Source organism: Hydrosulfovibrio ferrireducens (assembly GCF_046883345.1).
GTDB lineage: Bacteria > Desulfobacterota > Desulfobulbia > Desulfobulbales > Desulfurivibrionaceae > Thiovibrio > Thiovibrio ferrireducens.
Genome location: NZ_JALKCW010000024.1, coordinates 1 through 21,433 on the forward strand (window position 1 = coordinate 1; position 21,433 = coordinate 21,433).

The 21,433-nt window shown below is 58.9% G+C and carries 17 protein-coding genes and 1 CRISPR repeat array; of the genes, 3 read left to right on the forward strand and 14 right to left on the reverse strand.

All coding sequences use genetic code 11. From position 1 onward, the window contains the following. The first annotated feature begins 8 nt into the window (after positions 1 to 8). Positions 9 to 1,929: a CRISPR direct-repeat array (repeat unit 29 nt; unit sequence ATGTTCCCCACACCCGTGGGGATGAACCG). Between the two features lie 551 nt (positions 1,930 to 2,480). The 14 genes from MWR57_RS11955 to asnS all read right to left on the reverse strand — a co-directional run bounded on the left by MWR57_RS11955 (position 2,481) and on the right by asnS (position 18,169). Beyond that, positions 2,481 to 3,377: an HDOD domain-containing protein gene (locus MWR57_RS11955; protein ID WP_423125051.1), complete on the reverse strand. Its 897-nt coding sequence runs from the start codon at positions 3,375 to 3,377 to the stop codon at positions 2,481 to 2,483. Positions 3,378 to 3,518: 141 nt separating this feature from the next. Next, positions 3,519 to 6,224, reverse strand: coding sequence for a cation-translocating P-type ATPase (locus MWR57_RS11960; RefSeq protein WP_423125052.1), 2,706 nt, complete (start codon positions 6,222 to 6,224; stop codon positions 3,519 to 3,521). Beyond that, positions 6,221 to 7,048 carry a universal stress protein gene (locus MWR57_RS11965; RefSeq protein ID WP_423125053.1) on the reverse strand — a complete coding sequence of 276 codons (828 nt, stop codon included), beginning with the start codon at positions 7,046 to 7,048 and terminating at the stop codon, positions 6,221 to 6,223. Before MWR57_RS11965 ends, MWR57_RS11960 begins: the two co-directional genes overlap by 4 nt. 118 nt (positions 7,049 to 7,166) lie before the next feature. Next, on the reverse strand, positions 7,167 to 7,799 hold the full coding sequence (locus tag MWR57_RS11970) for a YchE family NAAT transporter (RefSeq protein WP_423125054.1): 633 nt from the start codon (positions 7,797 to 7,799) through the stop codon (positions 7,167 to 7,169). 222 nt (positions 7,800 to 8,021) lie between these two features. Beyond that, a complete protein-coding gene (locus MWR57_RS11975; protein WP_423125055.1) occupies positions 8,022 to 8,546 on the reverse strand; it encodes a hypothetical protein in 525 nt (174 codons plus the stop codon). 2 nt (positions 8,547 to 8,548) lie between these two features. Next, a complete protein-coding gene (locus tag MWR57_RS11980; RefSeq protein WP_423125056.1) occupies positions 8,549 to 9,295 on the reverse strand; it encodes an acyl-CoA dehydratase activase in 747 nt (248 codons plus the stop codon). Between the two features lie 2 nt (positions 9,296 to 9,297). Continuing rightward, on the reverse strand, positions 9,298 to 10,590 hold the full coding sequence (locus tag MWR57_RS11985; RefSeq protein ID WP_423125057.1) for a double-cubane-cluster-containing anaerobic reductase: 1,293 nt from the start codon (positions 10,588 to 10,590) through the stop codon (positions 9,298 to 9,300). Positions 10,591 to 10,685: 95 nt separating this feature from the next. After that, positions 10,686 to 10,811 carry a hypothetical protein gene (locus MWR57_RS11990; RefSeq protein ID WP_423125058.1) on the reverse strand — a complete coding sequence of 42 codons (126 nt, stop codon included), beginning with the start codon at positions 10,809 to 10,811 and terminating at the stop codon, positions 10,686 to 10,688. Between the two features lie 15 nt (positions 10,812 to 10,826). Further along, positions 10,827 to 11,177 (reverse strand): IscA/HesB family protein, encoded by a 351-nt coding sequence (locus MWR57_RS11995; protein WP_423125059.1) that lies wholly within the window; start codon positions 11,175 to 11,177, stop codon positions 10,827 to 10,829. 37 nt (positions 11,178 to 11,214) lie between these two features. Continuing rightward, on the reverse strand, positions 11,215 to 11,814 hold the full coding sequence (locus MWR57_RS12000) for a hydrogenase iron-sulfur subunit (protein ID WP_423125060.1): 600 nt from the start codon (positions 11,812 to 11,814) through the stop codon (positions 11,215 to 11,217). Continuing rightward, positions 11,807 to 14,878 carry an FAD-dependent oxidoreductase gene (locus MWR57_RS12005; protein ID WP_423125061.1) on the reverse strand — a complete coding sequence of 1,024 codons (3,072 nt, stop codon included), beginning with the start codon at positions 14,876 to 14,878 and terminating at the stop codon, positions 11,807 to 11,809. Before MWR57_RS12005 ends, MWR57_RS12000 begins: the two co-directional genes overlap by 8 nt. A 714-nt stretch (positions 14,879 to 15,592) precedes the next feature. Then, positions 15,593 to 15,793 (reverse strand): cold-shock protein, encoded by a 201-nt coding sequence (locus MWR57_RS12010; RefSeq protein ID WP_423125062.1) that lies wholly within the window; start codon positions 15,791 to 15,793, stop codon positions 15,593 to 15,595. Between the two features lie 183 nt (positions 15,794 to 15,976). Then, complete coding sequence (locus tag MWR57_RS12015; RefSeq protein ID WP_423125063.1) at positions 15,977 to 16,771, reverse strand: class I SAM-dependent methyltransferase; 795 nt, start codon at positions 16,769 to 16,771, stop codon at positions 15,977 to 15,979. Between the two features lie 9 nt (positions 16,772 to 16,780). Further along, on the reverse strand, positions 16,781 to 18,169 hold the full coding sequence (gene asnS, locus MWR57_RS12020; RefSeq protein WP_423125064.1) for an asparagine--tRNA ligase: 1,389 nt from the start codon (positions 18,167 to 18,169) through the stop codon (positions 16,781 to 16,783). 275 nt (positions 18,170 to 18,444) lie between these two features. On the opposite strand from asnS, the gene MWR57_RS12025 reads away from it, so the two are divergent. The 3 genes from MWR57_RS12025 (at position 18,445) to MWR57_RS12035 (ending at position 21,199) form a co-directional block, all read left to right on the forward strand. Next, the gene (locus tag MWR57_RS12025) at positions 18,445 to 19,008 is read left to right on the forward strand and encodes an isochorismatase family protein (protein ID WP_423125065.1); all 564 of its coding nucleotides are present in this window, start codon (positions 18,445 to 18,447) and stop codon (positions 19,006 to 19,008) included. An 86-nt stretch (positions 19,009 to 19,094) separates the two neighbouring features. Then, complete coding sequence (locus tag MWR57_RS12030) at positions 19,095 to 19,469, forward strand: PilZ domain-containing protein (RefSeq protein WP_423125066.1); 375 nt, start codon at positions 19,095 to 19,097, stop codon at positions 19,467 to 19,469. Positions 19,470 to 19,591: 122 nt separating this feature from the next. Next, positions 19,592 to 21,199 carry a protein phosphatase CheZ gene (locus MWR57_RS12035; RefSeq protein ID WP_423125067.1) on the forward strand — a complete coding sequence of 536 codons (1,608 nt, stop codon included), beginning with the start codon at positions 19,592 to 19,594 and terminating at the stop codon, positions 21,197 to 21,199. The last annotated feature ends 234 nt before the right edge of the window (positions 21,200 to 21,433 follow it).

Sequence of the window (21,433 nt, forward strand, 5' to 3'; positions counted from 1 at the left end):
ACTCTAAGATGTTCCCCACACCCGTGGGGATGAACCGGTGCAGCAAGGGTATGACCGCCTGGAGAAAGCATGTTCCCCACACCCGTGGGGATGAACCGCTCTCTGCGGAGTTGGGGCATCGGGTGGAGCGATGTTCCCCACACCCGTGGGGATGAACCGGGACCAGGATGGGGGCGCGGACCTTCAATGATATGTTCCCCACACCCGTGGGGATGAACCGACGCCAGGGGATCGGAGGGAGGCTTGAGCCATATGTTCCCCACACCCGTGGGGATGAACCGGACATGCGCGAAAAGGGCCACAAGGTCGAAGGATGTTCCCCACACCCGTGGGGATGAACCGGCTCAGTTTCTAGCTCAAACCACCAATTAGCAATGTTCCCCACACCCGTGGGGATGAACCGCTATGGTTGATGATATCTATCTCCAGCAGTACAATGTTCCCCACACCCGTGGGGATGAACCGGCATTGTCACGGGAAAAATGCCAGATATATCAATGTTCCCCACACCCGTGGGGATGAACCGCCTGGAGAAATCCATGCTTGTGTGGGCGTATCATGTTCCCCACACCCGTGGGGATGAACCGCGGGGGGGCTTGGTAACACTTAACGCCAAGGCATGTTCCCCACACCCGTGGGGATGAACCGCAAATATCGGTAAGTGAGTTTGGGGAAGAAATATGTTCCCCACACCCGTGGGGATGAACCGATCACTATAGAGGATTACGACAGCGGAACCGTATGTTCCCCACACCCGTGGGGATGAACCGATAGCTGAATATCGCGGTTAGCCTCAATTGACATGTTCCCCACACCCGTGGGGATGAACCGTTTGCCACGGACCAACAGATACACCGGGAACAATGTTCCCCACACCCGTGGGGATGAACCTGGGCGCCGGTGGTGATCTCGTTGAAGATGACCATGTTCCCCACACCCGTGGGGATGAACCGAATTTCTGACGTGCCATACTTACTTGTGGTTAATGTTCCCCACACCCGTGGGGATGAACCGGGGGATGTAGCTGGAAGCCTTAACACTGACGGATGTTCCCCACACCCGTGGGGATGAACCGTTATGGGGTTGATGCCGGTTACGCTGATAGACATGTTCCCCACACCCGTGGGGATGAACCTACGGAACCGGGCGTTGGCCATGCGATGCTCTCATGTTCCCCACACCCGTGGGGATGAACCGCCAGTATGAATCGTTCTATCCGTCCGGTTCTCATGTTCCCCACACCCGTGGGGATGAACCGAGTTCTTGCGCCAAGGAATATTATTATGGGAAATGTTCCCCACACCCGTGGGGATGAACCGAGACACTTGATACATCAAAGAAGCCGCACACCATGTTCCCCACACCCGTGGGGATGAACCGCCATGGTGGAGGTATCTGGTAGCGGTTATTGTATGTTCCCCACACCCGTGGGGATGAACCGGCCGTTTTCTTTGTTGGTGAGGAGCGATATCGATGTTCCCCACACCCGTGGGGATGAACCGATCCTGTTTGGGCTCTTCGATATTTACAGGGAATGTTCCCCACACCCGTGGGGATGAACCTGTTACCGTCCGATTCCGCTACCTGGGGGGGTAATGTTCCCCACACCCGTGGGGATGAACCGTAAACATGGATACGACACGACGATTGCTCGGAATGTTCCCCACACCCGTGGGGATGAACCGCCATTACGCGAATAACAACGTGGTCATCAACTATGTTCCCCACACCCGTGGGGATGAACCGACCAGGACGCTGTTGCGTTGGTTTTCGTCGAGATGTTCCCCACACCCGTGGGGATGAACCGGAGAAACGACCATGAAAGCATTAACCGCACAAATGTTCCCCACACCCGTGGGGATGAACCGTCGAGGTAACTATTTGGACAAATATTGAAGGGATGTTCCCCACACCCGTGGGGATGAACTGGCGGGTCTGCTCAAAAACAAGATCGGCACCCGATTGTCTCTCGTGGATTGAACCGAGCAGTACAGAGGAACAGGCAAGGTGGTGCTGCGGTAGCGGCTGGTCAAGTTGGGGCGACTACTGGACAAGGCCCGGGCGTTACTGGTGACGGCCCAAGCGAAGAACGGGATGCAGGCAGCGTGGTCACTGGTGTCGACGATGAAGTTCGACTACATCAACAAACAGGGGTACTGGAAAGCTTTTGTGGAGAAGAGATGGGGCCGTGAGGCTTCCGCAGCAACCTTGGCGCCCGGTGGCGGTTATCAGGACTGCGGCCCAACCGGAACCATCGTTTGCATAAAATAGCGCAGTTGACGGAGAGTGTCAAATGGTTGGGGCCTATCAGCAACATCAACAAGATTGACGATCGTGTGATCATCGCTGTCCTTGATCGTCTGCATGCAAAGGTTGCCAGGTTTCGTCTTTCAAGAATATATCGGCGAGGAGTTGCTGCGCTCCACCCAGTCGCCCCTCGCACAGGGGTGTGGATGAGGCCGTAAAGCCCCGCTCGGGGATCACTGAGCGCAGAGTTGCTCGAAGATATTATCCTTCATGTCGATGAGGTCGTCCGGCCCCAGATGCAGTTCCTGCAGCACCCCCTCGTTGAGTTCGCTCCATTCCTCCGGATCCCATTCGTTGTCGATGATTCGATCCATCAAGCCGATGGAATAGCCAAAGGTGTAGGCGATGAAGTCGGCGACCTTGATCAGGGCGATGAGCTTGTCCGGCACTGCTCCTTGCCCGGCGAGGTTGGAGGTGTGGTGGTGGATGATGGTCTTGCATACCGCCTCGGGCAGCGACCAGGTCTTGGCCAGCAGCCCCCCCACCACGCAATGGTCCGAACCGACCAGCGCATCTTCCTCCTGGATAATGTCGCGCTTGTGGCTGAGGGCGGCATGGGTGAAGGCCTGGTATGGCGGCGTGCGTTTGAGCAGCATCGGGATGGCGCAGTCGTGGAACAACCCGGCCATGTAGGCCATGTCCGGGGTGATGTCCTCGGCGGTCAGGATGCCGCGCATGGTTTTGGCCAGGGATTCCGCCGCCACGGCGGTGTGCAGGGAATGATCCCAGAAGATTTTATCCGTTGCGGTGCCGCCGCCCAAGGCATCCTGCAGGCAGGCGGTGAGAACCACCTTGCGGAAGTTTTCCAGCCCCATGTAGGTGAGGGCCTTGACAATGGATTCGCACTTGTTGGCCAGGCCGAAAAACGGGGAGTTGATGACGTTGATGACCTTGGCGCTTATCGAGGCGTCCTGGGTCACCAGATTGGCGATGCGCGGAAAATCGGGATGCTCGGTGCGCATTTCCTTGTTGATCTCGATGACGATGGTGGGCTGGGCCGGCAGCTTGATCTTGCTGACGATCTGCTTGGCGTGATCAAGGCGCTGGGCGTTGAAATCAATGGTGGTCAAGTGTGCGCTCCGTTGCAATTGATGGGAAAAGGCATGGGCGGGCGAGCCGATTATGTTATCTCGGCAATGGTAGCATGTTTCAAAAAGGTTACGAAGAAAAAAAATGAGCAGGGCCTAATGGCATAGGCGTCTGCAAGAGGCTCAACCGCCGTCCGGCAGGGCGGTTGCCTGGCTGTTTTTGCGGCGGCGCAGCCATTTGTACCCTTCATGGCTCAGGAGAAGGAGCACGGGAAAGGGCAGCAATATCCAGAGGTCAGAGAGCGGGACATGGGCGGTGTTGAAGACCTTTTGCACCGGGGCCACATTGAGCAGAGCCCAGACCCAAATCAGCTCGGTCGCCATGGCCCAGAGCATCAGGCGGTTGGAGAAAAACCCGAGGCTGAAGGCGGAAAATTCCCAGCTCCGCATGGTCCAGCCATTGAAGATCTGGCAGGTGACGGCGCCCAGCAGGGTCATGGTCATGGCCTGCCGGTGCAGTAACGGATCGGCAAGAACCACGGTCCCGTATTGCCAGCCATGCTGCTGCAGGAAGAAGGCAAAGGCGATCATGGCCGCCATTGCCTCGATAACACCTAATAAAAGATAGCCCCGCAGAAAAACTTCCCGATCGAGGATCTTTTCTTTCCTGCTCACCGGCGGCCGGTTCATGATGTTTTTTTCGGGCCTTTCGCTGCCCAGCGCCACGCCCGGGAGGATGTCCGTGCCGAGATCGATGGAGAGGATCTGGATCACCGAGAGCGGCAGGGGGATTTTTAGGAAGAACTGCAGGATGTAGGGCACGATCTCCGGCGCGTTGGAGGCGAGCACATAGGTGACGAACTTCTTGACGTTGAAATAGACGGTCCTCCCTTCCTCGATGGCGATGACGATGGAGGAGAAGTTGTCATCGAGCAGTACCATGTCCGCCGCCTCCTTGGCGACCTCGGAGCCGGAGATCCCCATGGCGATGCCGATGTCCGCTTTTTTGAGGGCAGGCGCATCGTTGACCCCGTCGCCGGTCATGGCCACCACCTCGCCTGCATTTTGCAGGGCCGTGGCGATGCGCAGTTTCTGGCTGCTGGCCATGCGGGCAAAGAGGACGGTTTCTTTAGCCAGGATTTCCTCCAGTTGCTCATCCCTCATCTCTTCCAGCTCCGGGCCGGTGATAACCCGGTCGTGGGTCAAGCCGATCTGGTTGGCAATGGCTGCGGCGGTGCGCGGGTTGTCGCCGGTAATCATCATGGTCCGTATGCCGGCGGTTTTGCAGGAGGCCACGGCTTCGGACACGCCATGGCGCGGCAAATCCATGATGGCAATGAGCCCCAGCAGGGTCAGGTCCTCTTCTGCCGCTTTTTTGCCGCGAGCAATGAGCAGGACGCGAAAGGCCTGGTTTTCGAAAGTGTCGGCCCGGGTCAGGGCTGCCTGCCGGTCCGCCTCGGTGAGGGGGTGCTCCGTGCCGTCACTGGCCAGGAAGGTTGTGCATTTGGGGAGCAGTGTCTCCACCGCGCCCTTGGCAAAGAGCCAGGTTGTCTCTCCCTCCTGATACACGGAGGACATCATCTTGCGCTCGCTGGTGAAGATGATTTCCTGCACTTTTTTCATCTCCGGAGCTGTAATCCCCTTTTTGCGACCGGCTGCGACAATGGCCAGCTCGGTCGGGTCGCCGCGCAGGCTCTCCTCGTCGATGCTGGCCCGGCAGTTGAGCAGTCCTGCGATGAACATGGCAACGAGGCGGTTCTCGCTGCTTTCATTCTGCTGGTCAAAGGAAAATTCGCCCGGCTCGCGGTACCCTTCTCCTGAAATGCTGATCTCCTCACCGCCCGCAAGCCAGAGCAGCTTGAGGGTCATCTCGTTTTTGGTCAGGGTGCCGGTTTTGTCCGTGCAGATGACCGTGACGCTGCCCAGCGTCTCCACCGAGTCGAGGTTTTTGATCAAGGCATTGCGCCGGGCCATGCGCTGGCTGGCCAAGGAGAGCGACAGGCTGATGGTCGGCAGCAATCCTTCCGGCACGTTGGCGACAATGAGGGCAAGGGCGAAGATCGAGGCGGTCATGATCCCCTTGCCGGAGAACAGGCCCAGGGCGAAAAAGACGCAGCCCATGCCCAGGGCAATAATCGTAAAGGTGCGGGTGATGTGGATGATCTCCCGCTGCATGGGGGTGATGGCCTTGCGCACGTTTTTGGTGAGGCTGGCGATCTTGCCGAATTCCGTGGCATTGCCCGTGGCGCTGGTCACCGCGACCCCGCTGCCGGAAAGAACGGTGGTCCCGGCAAAGACCATGTTTTTGGCGTCCAACGCCCGTTTTGCCTCGCCCGGCAGGAGATCTCGCGCCACCGGGGCTGATTCGCCGTTGAGGGAGGAGAGGTTGAGAAAGAGCGAGGTTGCCTCCAGGAGAATCCCGTCCGCCGCGACCTTGTCCCCTTCTTCCAGAAGCATGATGTCGCCGGGGACAATCTCGTGCGCCATGGCTGCAACGATCTTGCCCTCCCGGCGCAGGGAAACCTTGGTGGGCATCAGCTTGAGCAACTCCTCCATGGCCTTGTCCGCCCGGTATTCCTGCCAGAAGGTGAAGGTGGCGTTGATGATCACCGCAGCGAGGATGGCATAGCCCAGGATATCGCTGCCCTCGTTGGGGGCATAATGATCGGCGACAAAGGAGAGGATGGCGGCCACCTCCAGGACAATGGCGAAAAAATGGATGTACTGGACCAGATAGGCAAGGAGATAATTTTTTTTCGCCGCGGTTGCCAGTTCATTGGCGCCGAATTCCACGAGCCGCCGCGCCACCTGGTCGGAGGAGAGGCCGTTTTCCGAGGTTTTCAGGCGGAGGAAGAGCTCCTTTTGGTTGAGGGCGAAGAGCTGCATCATTCTCTGTCCCTGGCGTAGAAGGCGATGGTGTTGACCGGCGTGTGCCAAAAGAGCCGTTCCATGGGGTTTTCTCGGAAAAATCCGGGAAACGGGGAACCCCTCCGGCCGCCGATGATCATGAGCTGGAAATCATGGCGGGCCAGATGGTGGAGGATTTGGTCGATCTCCCTGCCGGTCAGGGCATGTTTGATGGTCAGGGGAATATCCAGGAGCTTCATGGTATTGACATAGTGGCTCAACCGGGTGTTGATCTTCTGGAACAGCATCTTGGCGGTGCGGGTATCCATGGTGGCCAGCCCGCGCCTGTCCGTGGGGTGAATGCTGTAGATCTCCGTTGCCGCGCCAAAGGCCTTGGCCAGGGAGCTGAAAAAGGCGAATTTCTGGGCGGAGAGCCGGTCCTCCCGGATGGGGAGCAGGATGTTTTCGGTGACGAAAACCGCGTTCACATGGGCGACCCGGACCACGGCCAGATTGGCGGGCAGGGACAACCGGCTCAACTTTTCGCTGAGCGAGTTCTGGAAAAACCGTTTTTTCGTTCTAATTCTGGTGCTGCAGAAGAGGGTGTCGGTTCTGTTTGCGGCAAGATATTCCCGGATGGCGTGGGTCGGTTCCCCGGTCAGGAAAACCCGTTCGGTCTTGACCCGGTAATGGGTGGCCGCCTCCTCGGCCTCTGCCATGCTCAGTTCCACCTCCTCCCTTCGGTCGGCGGGGTTGAGCACATGGAGCAGGCAGAGGGTGTAGTCAAAGAGCGCGGCGTAGCGCAGGGCATAGAGCGCCGCGACATCCGAGGAAACAAGGCCGTTCATCGCGGTAATGACTTTCATGAACGTGTTTCTCCTGGTTGTGGCCGGGGGGCTTTCCTTTGTCGCGGAAAGAGCCGGGTCGGTCATGGGGGAAAAGTACCGGGCTCGACTGGCGCCGGGCCCGGGGGAGGCTTAAGGATCAGGTCAGGGTCTGGAAGATGTTCTTCAACCCGGTGGTGATGAACTCCACGGATATGGCCGCCAAAATAAGCCCCATGATCCGGGTGATGATATTGATCCCGGTTTTGCCGAGTTTTTTGGCGATGTGGGGTGCGGCCAGCAGGGAAAGATAAATTGCCAAGCCGATGAGGAGAATGCCCGCGCTGGTAATCAGATAGGCCAAAGGTCCTTTTGCCTTGTAGGCGTAAACGATAACCGTGCTGATGGCGCCCGGCCCGGAGAGCAGGGGGATGGCCAGGGGCACCACGGCGATGGTTTCGCGGTCTGAAGTCTCCTCGGCCTCGTCGCTGGTGTGCGCGGCGCGGCTGGTCCTGGCCTGGAGCATGGAGATGGCCATGAGCAGAAGGAGGATACCGCCGCCCACCCGGAAGGAGCCGATGGAAATCCCGAAAAAACGGAGGATGAACTCGCCGCTGACCAAGGTGGTCAGGAGAATGGCCACCACGGCCACCGGAGTGATCCGGACGATTCTGGCTCGGTCTTCCAGACTGTAGCCGTCGGTGAGGCTGATATAGATGGGAATGGCGCCGATGGGGTTGACGATGGCCAAGAGGGAGATGATGAATTTTATGTGTTCTGAAAAATCGAACATGGCGCAGAACCTGGGTGGATCGGGTTTTTCAGTCTTCTCCTGCGATGGAGGAAGCCGGGAGGCTTTTTTGTATTGTATAGGGGAAAGCGGTTCAGTGCAAACAGGGAGATGGTTTTACGGGAAAAAGAGGAGCGCGGCGGGAGCTGGAAGGTTCGGCGGGAATTTGGGAAAAGATGGCGTCAGGTTAGAATGTGCATTTCTTCGGCGTCAACGAGTCGCTCCTCACCCTTGCCGGGCTCCATCATTTTTATAGAGCCCCGCAAAGATTTCGCGTAACAGCCGTTCATCGATTTTTGCCATCAACTGTTCTTCGTATTCATCTTTTTCCGGCGCATCCGGCGCCGGTTTTGCCTCGGCGAACGGTTCCGGTTGGAGATGATTTTCCGCTCCTGCCGGAGGCACGGGCATGGAGTCGATTTCGTCCTGATAGTCCCGGTTGTTTTCAATCCAGCGCTGGCAGTCGTCGTGGCTGCCGATGTAGGCAAAGATCAGCCGCCTCTCCCTCTTCAGGGCGATGAGCCGGAATCCGCAGGAAAGATCGTATTTGCGGCAATCATTGAGGCGTAGCTCGCCATGGCGGGTGCGTTTGCATTCCGCTTCCTCGTGCAGGGGATTGGTTTGCAGATCGGCGATAATCCTTTGTGCCCGTTCGGCCACGATGCGCTCATTTTTGCCGGCCTTGGCCATGGCCACCAGCCGTTTGGCAAACCTCCGGGTTTGATGAATCTCCAAGAGAATCTTTTCCATGCTCACATCCCTGCCCCGTGCAGGGCCGCACCCAGGGCGCCGGTGATGTCGGGCAGCTCCGGCACCCGCACCCGCACCCTTGGCAATCTTTTTTCGAGCAGCTCCACCATGCAGGGGTTTCGCGCCACCCCGCCGGAAAAAGCGACTGCCCCGCCATGCCCGAGCCGGGCCAGCATCCCGGCCAGACGGTCGGCCACCGAGGAGTGCACGGCCCTGGCGATTTCTTCCCGGGCAATACCCCGGTTCTTCATGGAGATCACCTCGGACTCGGCAAAGACCGTGCACATGGAGTTGATCTGCACCTCCCGGTCGGTAGCAAGCGCCGCCGCACCGAACTCCTCCAGGGTATAGGCCAGGGACGCGGCCATGATCTCCAGAAACCGCCCGGTGCCCGCGGCGCATTTGTCGTTCATCTGGAAATTGCTTACCCGGCCTGCCGCATCCAGGCTGATCACCTTGGAGTCCTGGCCGCCCACATCAACAATGGTGGCGCAGCCGGGAAACTCATGGAAGATGCCGCGGGCGTGCGCCTTGATCTCGGTGATCACCGCATCGGCGAAATGCTCGGCAGCCAGATGCCTGCCGTAGCCGGTGGCCACCACGACCTTGGCGCGGTAGTCGGCGATCATCTTCTCCGCCTGCCGGTGCGGCTCGAAGCCCGACGGCTCGATCCGGTGCTCAACCAGTCGCTCCCCGTCCCAGACCGCCATCTTGACGGTTCGGGAGCCCAGATCAACTCCGATGTACATGGTTACTCCCCGATCTGCTCAAGGAAGGCCTCGATCCTGGTCTGGAGCTGGCCGACATCCTCGGCGGAATAATCCGATTCGATGAACAGGTAGGGGATTTTCTCCCGCTCACACGCTTGGCGGATGCGGATTTCCTCGATATTGTAGGTGTGGCAAAACTGGAGGGAGTAGTTGATGATGCCCTGAGCCTTGGAGTCACGGAACTCCTTGATCACCTGGGTGATTCGCTCGTCATTGGGGGTGAAGCAGGAGCAGTCGATCTCCTTGTAACGGTCGGTGAGTGCCACGAGCATATTGTCCATGGTGGTGGCGTTCTCGTCGATAAGATCCTTGAAATAACGGGTGCCGATGCACGACTCCTCGTTGACGATCACCGCGCCCGCCCCCTCCACCAGATTGTGGATTTTCCAGTTGGGCAGGGCCATGGGGGTTCCGGCCACCATCACCCGGATGGCGTTTTTCGTTGGCACCGCCACCCCGGCCTTGATCCGTTCCTCCAGCTCGTCGCAGAGCGCGTTGACCTTTTTTGTAAAGCGCACCGGCTCGTCGTAGAAGGCGATCTGCTCGATGAGCAGGCCGTCCTTGCCGGAGATCGGCGCGGGGTTGTGATGGCGCAGGGAGTTGAGGCGCTGGAGCGCCTTGCGCTTGTTGTTCATGATCTTGACGGCGGCGGCCAGATCCGTTTCCGTAATGGTCTTGCCCGCCACTTCCTCCACCTTGGTCTTGAAATCCTTGACCTCGGCCAGCCAGAGATCGAGATCCCGCTGCCTTTTCAGTTGGGGAATCTCCATGACATAGGTGGGCACCATGGTGTCGAGGATCTCCCAGGTCTTTTTCTTGGCGTCGCAGGTGGTCTCGCCGTAGACAAAATCCACCGCCTGGAAATAGGGGCAGATCCTCCCCGCCTTGAAGCCGAAGGCGGATTTGACCATGGGGCAGATATTGCGCGGCAGGATTTTTTCCGCGTCCGGCACCGAGCCCTGGGAGCCGCCGCATAAGCCGACACAGATCCCGCCCGCCGCCAGCACGATCTCCTCGGGGATGTAGACGCAGAAGGTGCCGATCACCGGACGGCCTTCCGCCTTGGCCGCCAGCAGCTCCTTGATGCGGCCGCCGTGGATCTCGGCGATCATGTTATCGAAATAGGCCATGCCGACTGGCCGCTTCTTCTGGGAGAGATAGGTTTTCGCGTACGCCTCGCCCAGCATCAGGCGGGCCTTGTCGAAGCGGGGCACGTCCATGTCGAGGCTGGCCCACAGCTCGGGGTAGGGCTTGATTTCAAACTCGGTTGCCATGGAATAGATCCTCAATGTTTTTATTGTGTTCATGGAAGCGCCATTCGCCGGAGTCTCCCCCCGGCGAATGGCGCTTCAGAGTATGGTTACTGTGGCTACAGCAGAAACCTGACAACCAGAAAGCCGGCCACCGCGGCCGCGATGACATACGGCAACCACTTGCCGGACGGATATCCGCAGGAACAGGAACAGCTTGGCGGTTCGTTCGGATTTTTTTTCATGACAAACCTCCCTGTTCAGCAGCCGCAGGAGCCGGTGGAGCAGGAACCGCCACCGCAGCCGCCACCGCCCAGTTTTTTTTCCGAACTCACGGCAAAACCTCCGCCCCCGCTGCAACCGCAGCCCGAACTTGATTTGACGAAATCGACCTTGATGGTGCCGGTGGTGGCGAACATTCCGCTATCCACGAGAAAGGTGATGCCACCCTCCTCAAACACCTTGTCCGAGTCCTTTTTTTCGTCCAACCCAAGCCCCAGGCTTAGCCCGGCGCAACTGTTCCGCATGACCACCCGGATGGCAGAATCGAGATTGTTTTTTGTCAGATGTTCCTTGAGATTGATGATCGCTGATTCCGTTACTTCAAGCATGTTACTCCTCCTTGTGTGGGTTGAACTGACGGTAGTTTCAAACAAACAGCTCGCTCAGAGACTTGTCGCATTTGTCATGCACCAGCCCGGCAATGGCCGTTCTCGAAAAATCGCCGGTCTTCATCATCTCCCTTCCGGCGTTGATCAGTCCGGTGCGGAGCTTCCGGCCCCGCGCCGCCTCGGCGGCGGCAGCCAGGTTTCGCTGCAGTTCGGCCTGATCCCGGCCCTCGGCCTGGCCCAACGGCCCCAAGGCGCTGATTTTTTTGGTAAAAGCGGTGATGATCTTCACGAAGTTCGGTCCTTCGGCCGCCGAGGCCCAATCGATCAGGAAACGTTCCTTTTCGATGCCGAGCTTGCCCAGCATCGCATGGACCAGGGAGGCCGAGACCAGGGCGTGGTAGTTGCCGTCGATGTAGTGGCACTCGCCGGGATGGCAACCGCCGACAAAGATGCCGTCCGCGCCATGCGCCAATCCTTCCAGGGGAAAGGAGGGGTCGAGCCGGCCGGTGCACATCATGCGGATGACCCGCAGGTTGGGTGGGTACTGGTAGCGACCGACCCCGGCCGAGTCGGCGGCGGTGTAGCAGCACCAGTTGCAAAGAAAACCGAGGATCTTGGGGCTGTATTGTTCAGGCATGGTGTTCTCCGTATGCTTCGCCAAAGGCTTGGATCTGGGCCATGATGCCGTTCAGGGTAAAGCGGCCCATGTCGATGGCCATGGTGGGGCAGCGGGCCGCGCAGACCCCGCATCCCTTGCAGGAGGCGGTGAGGGTGCGTGCCTTCCGCCCCTTGTTTTCCTTGTATATCTCGATGGCCTTGTAGGGGCAGAAGGACTCGCAGGCCCCGCAGCCGATGCACAACTCCGGATCGACTTTCGAGACGATGGGCGCAGGCGTTATGGCGCCGCGCGCCAATGGCTGGCAGGCGCGTCCGGCAGCCGCCTGGGCCTGGGCGATGGTCTCGTCCATGGAGCGTGGCGAATGGGCCAAGCCGCAGACGTAGGTGCCATCCACGGGCAGGTCCACCGGCTGGAGTTTCACGTGTGCTTCGAGAAAGAACTTGTCGGCGGTGACCGGCACTTTGAGCATCCGGGCCAATTGGGTGGGGTCTTCCGGCACGATGCCCACCGAGAGCGCCAGCAGATCGGCGGCAAGCTCGACATCGTCTGAGAGCAGCGGGTCGTGGTAGCGCACCGTCACCGCGCCGGACTTGCCAACGCTCACTTCGGGTTTCTTTTCTTCGTGATAGCGGACAAAGATCACCCCGGCCTCGCGGGCGGCCCGGTAATCGTCCTCCAGAAAGCCGTAGGCCCGCATGTCCCGGTAGAGCACGGTGATGCCCAGCTCCGGCCTGAGTTTCTTGAGACGCAGGCTGTTCTTGAGCGCCTGGCCGCAGCAGACCCGGCTGCAATAGGAAAGATCCTCGCCGCGCGAGCCCACGCACTGGATCATCACCACCTGATTGGCGTTTTTGGCCAGCGGCCGGCTTCCCGCCAGTTTCTTTTCCAGCTCCAATTGGGTGACGATTTTTGGAGATTCGCCGTAATGATACTGCTTCGGCTCGTAGGGCCTGCCGCCGGTGGCCAGCACCGCGACGCCGTGGTTGACCACCACGCTGCCGTTGCCGGTGTCCAGGGTGGAGGTGAAGTTGCCCACATAGCCCGAAACCGCCACCACCGCCGCCTGGGTATGCACGGTGATCTTCGGATGCGCCTTGACCTTGGCGACCAGCTCCGCCACGGCCTTGCGCGGATCAAGGCCAAAACGGTCGGCCGTGAGCAGCATGGCCCTGCCGCCCAGGTTTTTTTCCCTCTCCACCAGAGTTACCTCGAAGCCCTGCTCCGCGATGGTCATGGCGGCGGTCATTCCGGCCAGCCCTCCGCCTACCACCAGGGCGGACGGGGTTACGGGCAACTGTTGTTCGGCAAGGGCGGTGAGGTGCGCGGCCTTGGCCACCGCCATGCGCACTGCGTCCTTGGCCTTTTCCGTGGCCGCCTCGGGCTCGTGCATGTGCACCCAGGAGCATTGGTCCCGGATATTGGCCATCTCGAAAAGGGAGCGGTTGAGCCCTGCCTCGCGCAGGGTGGCCTGGAAGAGCGGCTCGTGGGTGCGCGGGGTGCAGGCCGCCACCACCAGCCGGTTGAGTCGGTGCTTGTGGATGGTTTCCACCAGCAACCGCTGGGTATCCTGGGAACAGGAATAGAGGTTGTCGGTGGCATAGACCACATGGGGCAGGGTTTTGGCATATTCGGCAACGGAAGGCACCTTGACCACTCCGCCGATGTTGATGCCGCAATGGCAGACAAACACGCCGATGCGCACCTCCTCGCCCGCGATATCCCGCTCCTCGGGGAAGCTCGCCTTGATGGTGGCCGTGCCCCGCGCCGGGGCAAGCCGGCCCGCGCAGAGCGCAGCCGCCCCGCCCGCCTGGGTCACCGAATCCGGGATGTCCTTTGGCCCCTGAAAGGCGCCGATCACGTAGACACCGGGCCGGCTGGTGGCCAGCGGGGTGTAAGTATCGATTTGCGCAAACTGGTATCCATTGAGATGTATGCCGGCGGCCCTGGCCAAATCCTCCGCGCCCTCCGGCGCCTCCAAGCCCTGGGAGAGCACCACCAGGTCGAATTTTTCCTTGTGGTGCTTGCCATCCTCGGTGGCCCAGGTGAGCAGCAGGCCTCCACCGAAAACATCCTCCACCCGTGGCGGCCGGGAGTAGATCACCCGGAAATTTCCCTCACGCACCGCCCGCTCACGGGCCGCGTCAAAGCCCTTGCCGTGGGTGCGCACATCCATATAGAAAAGCGTGATCTCGCATTCCGGGTCATGCTCGCGGGCAAGCGTGGCCTGCTTGATCGCGTACATGCAGCAGACCGATGAGCAATAGTTGTTGCCGCAGTTCTCATCGCGGGAGCCGATGCACTGCAAAAAGGCTATCTTCTTGGGGTGCTTGCGGTCGGATATCCGTAAAATCTCGCCGCCGGTCGGGCCGGAGGCGCACATCAGCCGCTCGTGTTCGAAGGCGGTGACCACGTCCTGGAATTGCCCCAGGCCGTAGCGGACCATGACCTCGTCGCTGACCCGGCCGAAGCCGGGGGCCAGAATCACCGCGCCCACCGGAATGTCGATCACCTTTTCCGTGTCGTCGAAGCGAATGGCCTTGGCTTGACATACAGAGGCGCAGAGGCCGCAGGTATCATGGTTGAGTCTGAGGCATGCCTTGGCGTCGATATGGTAGGAGGTGGGCACGGCCTGGGCATAATCGATATGGGCCGCGTGGCTGTGCTCGAGATTCTCGTTGAAATCGTTGCCGATCTGCTTGAGGCAATAGAGGGTGCACTGGCCGCAGCCGGTGCAGATATTCTCGTCGATGTAGCGGGGCTGCTTGCGGACCGTGGCCGTGAAGTTGCCCGGCTCGCCGGTAAGAGCGACGAGTTCGGACAGGGTCAGGATCTCGATGTTGGGATCGCGCCCCGCCTCCACCAGCTTTGGCGCCAGGATGCAGAGGGAGCAGTCGTTGGTGGGAAAGGTCTTGTCCAGCCGGGCCATGACGCCGCCGATGGCGCCGGACTTTTCGACCAGATGGACCTTGAATCCGAGTTCGGTGAGATCAAGGCTGGCCTGGACGCCAGCCACCCCGCCGCCGACCACCAGAACAGAACCGACCGTCCGCGGGGCGGACGGATTGGAAACGGGGGCGTGCATAGTTCCTCCTTCACTGTACGTTGCCGGAAAATCTCATTCCGGAAATGCCGCGGCTCTCTGCAACCGGCGGCGGACAACGTCAGCGAACAAGGAGAGACTACCCGTGTTGACGCCTTGGACCGTGCGAAAGGCAGGAAGAGCCGCAATATCGTTCAGCCCGAACCGGGCCGACCGGCTTACGCCGGAGTATTGCTCAAATGTGTTGCAATATACGTTTCAAAACAGCTCTCCTTGAAAGGGGGATGGAACGTGTGAACTCCAGAACCTAGCGAAGCGCAGGCTTAAAGTCAAATCGAATATTCCGAAGAAACAGACTCCATAATATCCAATTTGTTGATGGAGCCAGCCAGGCGCGAAGAGGGGGGCCGGATATCACATTCCGGCAGCCTCTCCGGTGCTCGGCTGCGTGCCAATGGGATTTCCCCCCATTTTGTCCTGCCGCGCCTCGCAGACGGGGGCGGAAAAGACGCGGGAACTGTTTGAGGGCGAGACCTGAGTTTTTCCGCGTCCCGCCCTCGGCGAGAAGTAAGGGAAGCCCGCAGGGCCAGGACTGGTTGGGGTGCCTTTTTCTTGTTTCTTCTTTTGGGCACGCAAAAGAAGAAAGAGAACACAGCAAAAAGATACTTCTTCCCTGGAAATTCCCGGATGGATCACAAAAAAAGGGCCCCCGCTTTCGCGAGAGCCCTTGGGGTGGTCACATGTTGGAGTGGAACGTTATAGCGGTTCCACGTTGGCCGCGGCAGGGCCTTTCTGGCCGTCTACAATATCGAAGCGGACGCGTTCACCTTCCTGTAATGTTTTGAAACCGGTCTTGTTGATTGCGGAGTAATGCACAAAAACATCCTTGCCATTATCCTGTGCGATAAACCCAAAGCCCTTTGCTTCGTTAAACCACTTCACTGTGCCTTCAAACATGATAATCCTCCGTTCCTTGCTTGGAACCCTAACTTGAAACTCGCAGCATTTTCGGCATGTTAAACAAAAACACCGCACACCCATCCTCGGGTTTGTGCGGTAGACTTTTTAACAGAGCTAAAAAATACTGCACAATACCTACTGATTTTTTGATACCAAAAAGGTTTTGGAATAGCAAATAAATTATTTGGGGCCACAGGCGCCCTTTTTGAGGGCCAGCAGCAGGGTGGTATGCGCTTTGGGGACAAAGGGGGCAAGATCGTAGTCGCCGTAAGCCGCATCCAGGCGAAAACCCTGCGCGGAGAAAATCTCCAGCCATCGCGCAAAATCGTGGCCAAGAATGCGATAGGAATACTCCCAGTCTTCGTTGGGCAACTCTTTCCTGAAGCGCAGGCGGTATCGTTCCGTGATTTCCACTACGTCCGAGTGCGGCGCGGTGCTTTTCAGGATTTCCTTGATAACCTTGGAGCCGTCCTGGCAGTCGAAGATCCGGAACTGGAAGCGTTTTTTGCCTGCCAGGGAGCGGAGGTCTTGGTCCGGGATATAGAGTTGCAGCAGCAGGATGCCGTCTTCGCCAAGAAGGTGGCGGACCTGGTCCAGGCAGGAGCGCAAGGTTTCGGGGTTTGTAAGCAGGTTCAGGGTGTTGTACGGGGCAATGACCGCCGCAAAGGCGGCGCGAAAGGCCAGGGCGGCCATGTCCATGCAGGCGTAGCGCGGCGTAACGGTTGATGCGGCGCGGCCGGCAACGGCAAGCATGGGGAAGGAGAGGTCGATGCCGGTCAGTTGGTGGCCGTCCGCGGCCAGAGCCCGGCTGACCCTCCCGGTGCCGCAGCCCAGCTCCAGAATGGCGCAGGGTTGTTTTGGCAGGTGTTTGCGATAAAAGGGAAGGTCCGCGGAGAAATCTCCCAATTCCAGATCGTAGAGGGCGGTGTAGCGGGCGTGGCCGTAGATGCGGTCGGATTGGAGATCCTGGGACATGTTTTCGGCCTACAGGGCGGCCGAGCCCGGGGTGCGCGGAAAGGGGATCACCTCGCGGATATTGGCCATGCCGCTGACAAACTGGATCAACCGTTCGAACCCCAGGCCGAAACCGGCGTGGGGTACGGTGCCGTACCGCCGCAGGTCCAGGTACCAGTCATAATCTTCCTGGTTGAACCCCATCTCCGCAAGACGACTGACCAGGCGGTCGTAGCGCTCTTCCCGTTGGCTGCCGCCGATGATCTCGCCGATGCCAGGGACCAGGATGTCCATGGCGGCCACGGTGGTGTTGTCGTCATTGACCCGCATGTAGAAGGGCTTGATACTCTTGGGGTAGTCGCTGACGATCAGCGGCCGTTTGAAGAGTTCCTCGCAGAGGTAGCGTTCGTGTTCCGACTGGAGATCCGCGCCCCAGGCCACCGGGAAATTGAACTCTTTGCCGCAGGTCGTGAGCCGGTCGATGGCCTCGGTGTAGGTGATGCGGGCAAAGTCCTGCTCCAGTACCGCAGCCAGCCTGGCCTTGAGCCCCTTGTCCACGAAATTGTTGAAAAGCGCGATCTCCTCCGGGCAATGGTCCAGCACATAGCGCACCAGGTATTTGATGAACGCCTCCGCCACCTGCATGTCCTGGCTGAGGTCGCAGAAGGCCATCTCCGGCTCGACCATCCAGAACTCGGCCAGATGCCTGCTGGTGTTGGAGTTCTCCGCCCGGAAGGTGGGGCCGAAGGTGTAGACGTTGCCCAGGGCCAGGCAGTAGATCTCCGCTTCAAGCTGGCCGCTCACCGTGAGGCTCGCCTGGCGGCCGAAGAAATCCTCGCCAAAATCAGGGTGCCCATTCTTGCGGGGCACATTGTTCAGGTCCAGGGTGGTGACGGTGAACATCTCGCCCGCGCCTTCGCAGTCGCTGGTGGTGATGATCGGGGTGTGGATGTATTGAAAGCCCTGCTCCTGAAAAAACCGGTGCACCGCAAAGGAAAGGGCGCTGCGCACCCGGGCCACCGCGCCCAGGCTGTTGGTGCGCGGGCGCAGATGAGCGATCTCCCGCAAGAACTCGAAGGAATGCCGTTTCTTTTGCAGGGGATAGGTTTCCGGGTCGGCCCAGCCGTACACCTCGACCTCGGTCGCCTTGAGTTCCACCACCTGGCCCTTGGCCGGCGAGGCGGCAAGCAGGCCGCTGATCCGCACCGAGCAGCCGGTGGTGAGGCGGAGGATATCTTCCGCATACCGGGGCAGGCTCTCCTCGGCAATGACCTGGAGGTTGGCCACGCATGAGCCGTCATTGACCTCGAGAAAGGAAAAACCCTTGCTGTCGCGGCGGGTGCGGATCCAGCCTTTGATTTCCACGGATTGACCGAGGGGTTGCGTTTTGAGGATTTGGGCGATGCGGACATGGCTCATGGGATATATTGCTCCGGTGGTTAAATATGCAAGTAGATGATAGCTCTCGCGGCTGAAGCCGCTCCTACAACACCCTCACACTCCGACCTGTAGGAGCGGCTTCAGCCGCGAAAATTCTTTCGATATTTAACCACCGGAGCAATAGTCTCCGGCGGGTGCGCTGAAGAGTTGTTGAGAATTTTTCTAAGTATCGATAAATAATGGTTCTTTGCAATACATTTTTCCAGGTACAAGGAAATACATAGACTGATTCTTGCTTGAGAAAGGAGAAGGCAATGAGCGAAAAACTGTACCGTCTGGCGCCGGAACAATGCGCCCTGTTGGTGGTGGATATCCAGGAGAGGATGATGCAGGCCATCCCGGCCAGGGACGAAGTGGTGAAAAACGCGGTGCTGCTGATGAAGGCGGCCAACATCCTCCAGGTTCCGGTGCTCGCCACCACCCAGTATGCGGCGCGGATCGGCGCAATGCTTCCGGAAATTCAGGCGGAATTGGGCGGGGTTGTCCCGCTGGACAAGCTGGAATTCGGTTGTTTCGACAATGGCGCCATAGCCGAGGCAGCGAAAAAATTACCAAAAACGATCAACACCATCGTGGCCTGCGGGGTGGAAACCCATATCTGCATCTACCAGACGGTGCTGGGCGGCCTCCACCAAGGCTACCGGATGTGGGTGCCCGCCGACGGGGTGGCTTCACGGGCGGAAAAAAACTATCAGACCGGCCTTGCCCGGATCAGCGAGGTGGGCGGCATTGTCGCCAATACGGAGATGATCATCTATGAATGGCTGCACAAGGCAGGGACTCCGGCATTCAAGGCCATTTTGCCCTTTATCAAATGATCTTGCTTCTTTCCGGAAAAAACAGGTAGAACACAATAAATGGCCTTGGTTGATCGGGAATCGCAGTGCAAAGGAAAGGGCACGCCATGATGAAGCAAGAGGATTCCGATGAGGAGCGGCGTCGGGAGGAACGGGTTGCCAAAAACCTGGTTGTCCGTTTCACCAGACTCGAAGATCTCCTGTCCGATATCCCTTATCGGGATGGGCAATTGCTCGATATCAGCGGGGGCGGCCTCTGCTTTTTGACGGACGACGCGCTGTCTTTGGGCAGTCAACTGGTGATGGTTCTGGAGTTTCCCGGCTGGCAGGCGGTGGCGGACGGCAAATGGCTCGCCACTAAGCAGGAGGAGGATGTCGGGGTGCTGCGCGCGGTCGGCATGGTCTCCTGGGTGGCTATCAGCCGGACCAGGCCGGACAAGTATGAAACCGGGGTCTGTTTTTCCGGCAGGGTCAGGTCCTGAGCGGCTATTTTTTTTGATTCGCAAAATATTTAAGAAAATTGACAGGTTGCCGATGGGAAAGGAGTACGCCCCTTGTGGCGCAGGCAGGGAAGCAGGCAACGAACGGCAGCAGGAGGCTGAGCATGTCCACAGCGGGAAAGTCGGAAGTCAATCTTGAAATAAGTGCCGGTTTTTTCAGGATATCCACGGATTCGGTGGTGTATAACATCACCGTCCTTGGCGGTTCGGAAACAGGGGCCACCCAGGTGGTGCGGCATATCCTGGCCGAGGAAAAACCGGCGGTTCCCTCCCTTGCCGCGCCCACGCCGGAAGCTGGAGATTTTGACCTTGCCCGGGTGGCCGGCGAGGCCTTGGATGACGATTACTACAAAAAGGTTTCAACCGATATATTCAATGATATCGGGAAGCTGGCAAAAAGCCTCAGCTCGACCATGGGGGAAATCCCCATGGAAGACCGGCGCATGAAACGGGTGGAACTCGATGAGGCCGGGGAAAAGATCGAGGACGCCAAAAACCAGTTGCACGACATCGTTTCCATGACCGAACGGGCCACCATGGAGATCATGGATCAGGTGGAAAAGGTCCAGAATCAAACCGATGGCGTGAAAGATCTGTTGCTTTCGCTTAAAACCCATAGCGCTTTCCAGGCCGCCGCCGTTGCGGCCGGCGAGGAGGGCGTGCAATCCGCCGCCGTAACCCTGCAGAACCTTCAGGAGAAGATCGGCCAAGCCAACGCCCTGATTGTTGCCCTGCAAGAAGAAGGCGGCGGGGCGGGCGAGGAGGCTGCCGCGGGGGAGGTGCTTGACCTGGCTGAGGCTGCGCCGGAAACGGTGACGCGGACCCGCTACCTTTTTGCCCTCGATACGATTTTTCAGACCATGTACGAGCTGTGCACCAACGAGACCGTGAAAACCCATATCACCGCGGCCCGCAAAAAAGCCGGGGAGATCTTTGATCACAATGGTTTTGTCGATGCCCTGGGAGAGAAGATCAAGGATCTCGTCCCTGACAGCGATAATTTCTTTACCGTGCCCCTGAGCGATGTTCTGTCCGCCCTGCTGGCTTCCTGTTCCGACCAGAAGACCCAGAATCTTTTGAAGAAAATGGACCTTAATCAGGCCGAGATCTTCCTGGACCAAAGCCTGCCCCTGGAGGTGCCGCCCTTTGAAGAGATTGAGGAGGCTGTCCTTGCTCCTGCAGTCGAAGCTCTTGTGTCCGCTCCGGCTGCTCCTGCGCAAGGGATTGACCCGCGAGTTGCCGAAGTTGCGGGCATGCTGGCGGAAAGTGTTGACCTGGCTGGGCAGTTGACGGAGAATCTGGCACAGATGCGTGCCGGGGATGTCCCCGGCATGAGCTTGATGACCATTGAAGACCAGAATGATATCTTCAAGAAGATTGAGGATGCCTTCCAGGTCGCCTCCTCCATCACCGACGATATTTCCCGGATTACCGAGGCCTTGAGTTTTCAGGATCTTTCCGGCCAGCAGATTCTGAAGATCATCAAGCTGCTCACCGATTTCCAGGTGCAGCTCCTGGCCATCGTGGTGTCCTTCGGCTCCCAGTTGAAGATGAAGGAGAAGAACGCCGGGATTACCGTGGAGGAGAGCAAACGGATCGCCCAGGAGGATGTGGACAAGTATCTGAGCTCCATGACCACCGGGGAGGTTGGCGGCGATGGCTCCCTTGATCAGGATGCGGTGAACGATCTCCTGAAGGGGTTGGGTTTTTAGGGGGTGTTGCGGAAGAACCCTCGCCGTGGTGCAACGGCGTAGCGAAAATCGGGAAGAAATGAGATGGAAAAAAGGCTGGCCCTGCGGGGTCGGCCTTTTTTATTGCTGTTCTCCGCACACCGTCTGCAGTCAGAGAAATAGAGTTTATTCATTTGTTCTTTTTCTTTGCTTGCCCAAAGAAAAAGAACGAAAAAGAAAAGGCACCCAGCCACTTGTCCCGCCGTTGGCGGGATA